Source organism: Spiroplasma sp. ChiS (assembly GCF_002968355.1).
In the GTDB taxonomy this organism is placed as follows: Bacteria; Bacillota_I; Bacilli_A; order Mycoplasmatales; family Mycoplasmataceae; genus Spiroplasma; species Spiroplasma citri.
In genome coordinates this window covers 1-6519 of the sequence record NZ_PUUH01000298.1, presented here as the reverse complement: position 1 = coordinate 6519, position 6519 = coordinate 1, and the positions used below count along the sequence as shown (strand labels likewise).

9 protein-coding genes and 1 pseudogene are annotated in these 6519 nt (G+C 24.9%); 8 read left to right on the top strand and 2 right to left on the bottom strand.

Going from position 1 to position 6519, the window contains the following annotated elements; all coding sequences use genetic code 4:
* Positions 1-252: 252 nt before the first annotated feature.
* From C6B38_RS12465 to groL, 4 genes and pseudogenes are all read left to right on the top strand, one after another.
* Positions 253-867 (top strand): annotated as a pseudogene (locus C6B38_RS12465) (IS30 family transposase); the annotation flags it as partial.
* Between the two features lie 231 nt (positions 868-1098).
* Positions 1099-1620, top strand: coding sequence for a hypothetical protein (locus tag C6B38_RS08020; protein WP_105299236.1), 522 nt, complete (start codon positions 1099-1101; stop codon positions 1618-1620).
* A gap of 159 nt (positions 1621-1779) precedes the next feature.
* Positions 1780-2055 (top strand): co-chaperone GroES, encoded by a 276-nt coding sequence (locus tag C6B38_RS08015; protein WP_162475942.1) that lies wholly within the window; start codon positions 1780-1782, stop codon positions 2053-2055.
* Between the two features lie 22 nt (positions 2056-2077).
* Positions 2078-3691, top strand: coding sequence for a chaperonin GroEL (gene groL / locus C6B38_RS08010; RefSeq protein ID WP_105299234.1), 1614 nt, complete (start codon positions 2078-2080; stop codon positions 3689-3691).
* Positions 3692-3755: 64 nt separating this feature from the next.
* Here groL and C6B38_RS12020 read toward each other — a convergent pair whose 3' ends face one another.
* Together C6B38_RS12020 and C6B38_RS08000 are read right to left on the bottom strand one after the other, a co-directional pair.
* Positions 3756-3887: a hypothetical protein gene (locus C6B38_RS12020; protein WP_255401140.1), complete on the bottom strand. Its 132-nt coding sequence runs from the start codon at positions 3885-3887 to the stop codon at positions 3756-3758.
* A gap of 41 nt (positions 3888-3928) precedes the next feature.
* Positions 3929-4189: a hypothetical protein gene (locus C6B38_RS08000; protein ID WP_105299232.1), complete on the bottom strand. Its 261-nt coding sequence runs from the start codon at positions 4187-4189 to the stop codon at positions 3929-3931.
* A 362-nt stretch (positions 4190-4551) separates the two neighbouring features.
* On the opposite strand from C6B38_RS08000, the gene C6B38_RS07995 reads away from it, so the two are divergent.
* The 4 genes from C6B38_RS07995 (at position 4552) to C6B38_RS07980 (ending at position 5895) form a co-directional block, all read left to right on the top strand.
* On the top strand, positions 4552-4794 hold the full coding sequence (locus C6B38_RS07995) for a hypothetical protein (RefSeq protein ID WP_105299231.1): 243 nt from the start codon (positions 4552-4554) through the stop codon (positions 4792-4794).
* Positions 4722-5237 carry a hypothetical protein gene (locus C6B38_RS09440; RefSeq protein ID WP_146693369.1) on the top strand — a complete coding sequence of 172 codons (516 nt, stop codon included), beginning with the start codon at positions 4722-4724 and terminating at the stop codon, positions 5235-5237. Before C6B38_RS07995 ends, C6B38_RS09440 begins: the two co-directional genes overlap by 73 nt.
* A 100-nt stretch (positions 5238-5337) precedes the next feature.
* On the top strand, positions 5338-5517 hold the full coding sequence (locus C6B38_RS07985) for a M60 family metallopeptidase (RefSeq protein ID WP_105299229.1): 180 nt from the start codon (positions 5338-5340) through the stop codon (positions 5515-5517).
* Between the two features lie 84 nt (positions 5518-5601).
* Positions 5602-5895, top strand: a complete 294-nt coding sequence (locus C6B38_RS07980) for a M60 family metallopeptidase (RefSeq protein WP_105299228.1) — start codon at positions 5602-5604, stop codon at positions 5893-5895.
* Positions 5896-6519: the final 624 nt, after the last annotated feature.

The following is a 6519-nucleotide window of genomic DNA, read 5'->3' as shown; positions in this document are numbered from 1 at the left end:
CAATTAAATTGAATAATAAAAACTGTTAATAACAAATTACGACCGTGTCTTAATTGAATATCCTCTAAAAAAGCATTTGAATTTATGACATTAATTACTAAGTAAATTTATTGAAAAACTTAATAAATTATTTTTCGTTGTGCTAAAATAAAAACAAATTAAAAAAATAACACAAAAATAGTTGCATTATTTTTATATGATGCTATTATCTAATTAATAAGAGCTTTGGAAAAGCGAATTTCCATTTACAATATACAATATAAAGTTTTTAATGATGAAAATATTGAAATTAAGAAAAAATTACCATTTAAAGGTAAAAAATATAAAACAAAAAAGAGAAAAGATGATCGTGGTAAATTAACTAATATTAGATTTATTGATGAAGCAGAACATGAAAAGGGAACTTTTGGTTGATTTCAAATGGATTGTATTGTTGAAAAAAAACATCAATCTGCTTGTTTAACTTTTACCGAAGAAAAAAGTTTATACACGATTTGTTTTAAATTAAATCAACATAATTCAGAAGAGGTTAATAAAGCTCTTAAAAGTATTATTAGAAATAAACTTTATAAGATAAATATAAAAGGAATTATTACAGATCAAGGTAAAGAATTTAGTAAATGAAAATAGATGGAGAAAATTACTAATGCTAATGTTTATTTTTGTGATGCTGGAACTCCGACACAAAAAGCAAAAGTTGAAATAATAAATAGAGATATTAGAGAATATTTACCTAAAGGAACTGATTTTAATACTGTTACTCAAAAAGGAATTAATAAAGTTATGAAAATTATTAATGAAAAGCCGCGACCGAGTTTAGATTGATTATCCTCCAAAGAGGTATTTTTACAAAATATTAATATTTAATTTTTTTTGAAAAAATATTGCATTTTAAAATAAAAGATATAATATCATATTAACAAGGTTGGAATTACCTACTTGCATCTTTACAATATATATAAAGTACCCCAGTACCTTTAAACAAATCAAGTTGCAGTTGCATTTACAATTTACAAAATTAATTTACAATATAAGATTTAAATATATCAATTAAAAAAAATAAACAGAAAGGATAATCTTAATGAAAAAAATGCATTGATGTTAATTGTTATTATTAATGTTGGCTCATTTTTAATAAATGCCTATTTTATTAGTCAAGATAACCAAGAGAATGTAACAAACAATGTTAAACAAGAAGGTAGGGTCAAAAGAAGTTTTAATGATAATCAAGATGAAATTGAAACTTCATCAGAAAGTATTTTTACAAGTACTAAATTCTTATATGCTTCATTTCGACCAGCATTATGAACTCAAATCATTATTTATCGTACTATTGTACAAACAAAAGAAGAATTTATTAATTTTTTTGTCGCAGAAATTTTTTCAAAAACAAGAAATGTTTGTATTGATTGAGGAATTAAAAGATTAAAATATATGGAATCATTTGCTAATTTGGTATGAAATAATTGAAACAAAATTGATGCTGTTTGAAATAATAGTAACAAAAAACAACGTATCCGAATTGTTGATAAAGTATCACCAGACATTATAGTTTGAGAAGTTTATAATAAAAAAATTGAAAAAAGAATATTATCTGAGTATATTTCAACTAAATATTAGAGATGATGAAGATGAAATGAATCGTTAAAATAAAATTATCAAAAAGTACTTTATATTGTTCTAAAAATACTTGCATTTTTTAATAAAATTTGTTAAATATATTATTGGCAGTTACATATGCCATTTGCTAATAGTCATATTAATAAGGAGGAATGTTATATGATTAAACCACTAGGAAAAAATATTGTCTTAGAAAAAGAAGAAAAAAAAGAAACATTTATTAATGGAATTTATTTACCAGAAGATGAAAAAAGCAAAAGTCATATTGGAAAAATAATTGCAATTAGTACCGAAGTTAGTAAAGATGAGGCCTTTGAAGGAAAAATAAATAATAAAGTTCTTTATCGCCAATATGCTGGAACTGAAATTGAATTTAATAATAAAAAATTAGTTTTAATTTCGAATGAAGATATCTTAGGTGTAATTGAAGAATAAAATTAAAGGGGGAATAGAAATTATGTCAAAATCAATTAAATTTGCTGAAGAAGCAAGAATGAAGTTACTTAATGGAATTAATAAATTAACTGATGCAGTAAAAGTTACTTTAGGACCAAAAGGAAAATATGTTTTATTAGAAAAAACTTATGGTTCACCATTAATTACTAATGATGGTGTTACAATTTCAAAGGAAATTGAATTAAGTAATCATTTTGAAAATATGGGAGCAAAATTAGTTGCTGAAGTTGCTAATAAAACAAATGATGTTGCTGGTGATGGAACAACAACTGCAATTGTTTTAACTCAGGCAATTGTTAAAGAGGGATTAAAAAATATTACCGCTGGTGCAAATGCTGTAGCTATTCGTAATGGAATTGAAAAAACAGTTAAAGCGATTGTGGATTTACTAAAACAATCAGCAAAGGAAATTAAGTCAAAAGAAGAAATTGCACAAGTTGCAAGTGTCAGTTCAAAAGACCCTGAAATTGGTGCTTTAATTGCTGAAATTATGGCCAAAGTTGGTAATGATGGTGTTATTACGATTGAAGAATCAAAAACAATTAATACTGAAACAAGTGTTACTGAAGGATTACAATTTGATAAAGGATATTTATCACAATACATGGTCACTGATAGTGAAAAAATGTTAACAGAATTTGAAAATCCATATATTTTAATTACGGATAAAAAAATTAGTAATATGAAAGAAATTCTATCAATTTTAGAAAAAATTGTTGAAGAAGGACGTCCATTATTAATTATTGCTGATGATGTTGATGGTGATGTTTTACCAACATTATTATTGAACAAAATGCGTGGTGCTTTTAATATTTGTGTTGTTAAAGCGCCTGAATTTGGAAACAACCGTAAGGATTTATTAGAAGATATTGCTATGTTAGTAAAAGGTAAATTTGTTAATGGTGATTTAGGAATGGATTTAAAAACCTTAACTTTAGATGATTTAGGAACTGCAAAAAAAGTAATTGTTTCAAAAGATACAACAACAATTATTGAAGGAAAAGCGACACGTGCAGAAATTGAAGCTCGCAAAGATTTTATTCGTCATCAAATTGAAAATGAAAAATCAACATTTGAACAAGATAAATTGAAAAAAAGATTAGCTAAACTTGCTAATGGTGTTGGAATTATTAAAGTTGGTGCACCAACTGAAACAGAAATGAAAGAGAAGAAATTACGAATTGAAGATGCCTTAAATTCAACTAAAGCTGCTGTTGAGGAAGGTATTGTTGCTGGTGGTGGAACAGCATTAGTACAAGTGGGAAAAAAATTAGGAAATTTAAAATTAAATGATGAAGAAAGATTAGGATTAAATATTGTATTACGAGCAATTGAAGAACCAGTTCGTCAAATTGCTGCTAATGCTGGTGTTGATGGTTCAATTATTGTTAATAATTTAAAAGAACAAAGTGAAAATATTGGTTATAATGCTGCAACAAATACATGAGAAAATATGATTGAGGCAGGAATTGTTGACCCAGTTAAAGTAACTCGTTATGCTTTACAACATGCTGGTAGTGTCAGTGCCTTGTTATTAACAACTGAAGCTGTTGTAGTAAATAATGATGAAGACAAACAACCAAAAGCATCAAGTTATCCTGACTTAGGAATTTAATTAACGAAACATAATACTCAAAAGACTGATTTAAAATCAGTCTTTTTATATATTTATTTTTACTTTATGTAAACTGTAATGAATTAACTTTACTATCTTTTAAATTAACCGTTTTTAATGCACTACCATTGTTATCTTTAAAAACATCATAGGTAAAATCAGCAACTTTTGTAGCCGCTTTAATAATTCCTTGCACAGTTCTTAAAATAGGATCTAATACTATTTACATTATTAGATTTATAATGTTTTTATCTTATCAATTTTAATATATTCTGAGACAATTCCTAAGATATTGTCTTTAAAATATCAAATTGCAATACAAATTAGAGCAATAATGATTAATAAAATAATTGTATAAGTAATTCGTTTAATTTTAAGATATTTAATAATTAAGCATAATAAAATAATCACGATAACCGCAATTGTTGATGGCATTCCAATTGAAATAATTTTATTTCAAATTTCTTGTGATTTTGTTATATTTGTTAAAAATAACATAGTTTTTTCTATCCTTCCTAAGTTATAAAATTTATTATTTATTAATTGCCTTAACAGATAAATTATATCAATTTTTTTATTTATTTATTGTATTAATAAAACAAACTGCTATAATCAAATTGTAAAACCTTTGACTCAGGTTAATAAAATAAACACGATTTGCAAGAAAACGAGGAGTATTTATGTTATTAATCTTTTATTTTATTGAACTCTTATATTTTAAAAGAACAATAATCTTAACTAATTTTTTACTTATAATTTGAGTTTCTTTATTTGTAAAAGAATTCAAACCACCTGATGTTTTAAATTTATGTTAAAAAAATAAAAAACAAAAATTTAAAATATTAAGGGGAAAACTAACTATGAAAAAATTATTAGTTTATTTGGGAACAGTAGCTATAGTTGGAAGTGAGATTCCAAGTGTCGTTGCTGTAAGTTCATATCATAAAAACATTAATATAAAATCAATTAAAAATAATATTCAAAATTTTGGGATTGTTACAGTAGGAGAAGCAAGATTTAGAGAAAATCGATGATTTGATCATTCTGAATTAAAACCAATGGGCTATTTTTTGCGAGCAGGTTTAGTTATAAAATTACTGTAAATACTAATAACATTCCAGTCGCTTTTGTAATTGGGCAATGAGGAACATATGCTGATTTAGGGATTAATGATGAATATTCGCAATTTACCAAATATGGCATTACTGGCGAGATAACTTTAATTACTCCTCATAAATCAGGAATGCTTTATATTGTTGATAATAATCAAACTTCTTTAAAAATATTAAATATAACATCTAATAATCCATGAGGTATTATTAAAGTTCCAACTTTTAAAATAAACGAAACAAATGAAAATGAATTTATTCGTTTAGTTCAAACAACTGATTCACCTTTTGTTGAATTTATATCAAAACATTATTTTGCGACAATGCAAACAAAAATGATAAGAAATCAAGTATTACCAATGCTGAACGTTCTTTTAATGATACATTATTGCATTGAGATAATGTTTGACATTGAAGCAATGAAATATATGGTTTAAATGAAAGTTATTCTGGTTTAAATAAAAAATATACGCAGTACATCATATTGCTAATGCAGACAAGAGTGGTGGTTATGCAAATGCTAGTTATGGTCGAATTATGTTTCACAATAGTGCTAATGCGGGAAAAGATTTATTTTTAAATCCTCTTAATGATCAATGAGGATTATGACATGAAACGGGGCATACTTATCAAACAGAACAATATAAATGAACGGACTTAACTGAAGTTACAGTTAATATAAGTGCCTTATTTATTCAAGAAAAATCAAATTATTAGTTAAGAATTTTTAAAAAAGCAGAAAAACAAAAGTGAATAAAAGCGTATTTATCGAGACCTATTAATGAAAAAGATTTTAATAATATGCACGGTGATGAAGGTTTATGAACTAAATTAGGAATGTTTTGACAATTACATATGGCATTTGGGAAAAATTTTTTTCCATTATTAAGTCAAAAATATCGTGAAATTAATCAAGACCCTAATTCATTTATTCGTTTTAATACGAATGATAAACAACAACAAGAATTTATTAAAATAACTTCGGAAGTAACTGGCTATAATTTAGCACCTTTTTTCAAACAATGAGGATTATTGCCAACTTATGAAATTGAAAATATTAGGCTGCATAAAAAAGATTGGGGTATAAAAATATAAAGAAATTAAATAAGAATAATTAAACCATTTACTAAAATGGTTTTTTTATTTGAAAAAACCTAAAATAACTAATTGATTCAAAACAAGGACAGCATCTTTATATATTTATAATTTTTAAAATAATAAAAAAGTTGTTTCCTTTCTGAAAAAAACCATATTAAATTAAGAAATTAGTAAATAATACACATACTAACTTAGTAAAGGTGTTGTCCTTGTTTTGTTTCACTTAGTTATATTAATAAATCAATCGTTAAATATTAGATTGGAGAAACTAAAAATGGAAAAAATCAACATTATGATTAAATGCAGTAAATGCGGAATGCCAAAGCGAATTCATAAAGTTAAACATCGCGGAAAAACAGAATGATTTGAAGATATTTATTATGGTTAATATTAAATTTGATTTATAAAAATGAAAATTATTAAACAACAAAAAATATGTGATGTTATTAATTGTTATAAATTATCATCATTTATCACCGAAGAATATGAAAATTATTAAACAACAAAAAATATGTGATGTTATTAATTGTTATAAATTATCATCATTTATCACCGAAGAATTTGAAACAAATAAAATTTTATGAACTTGTGAAAATCACAAAGTTTTATTAAATCAAATTA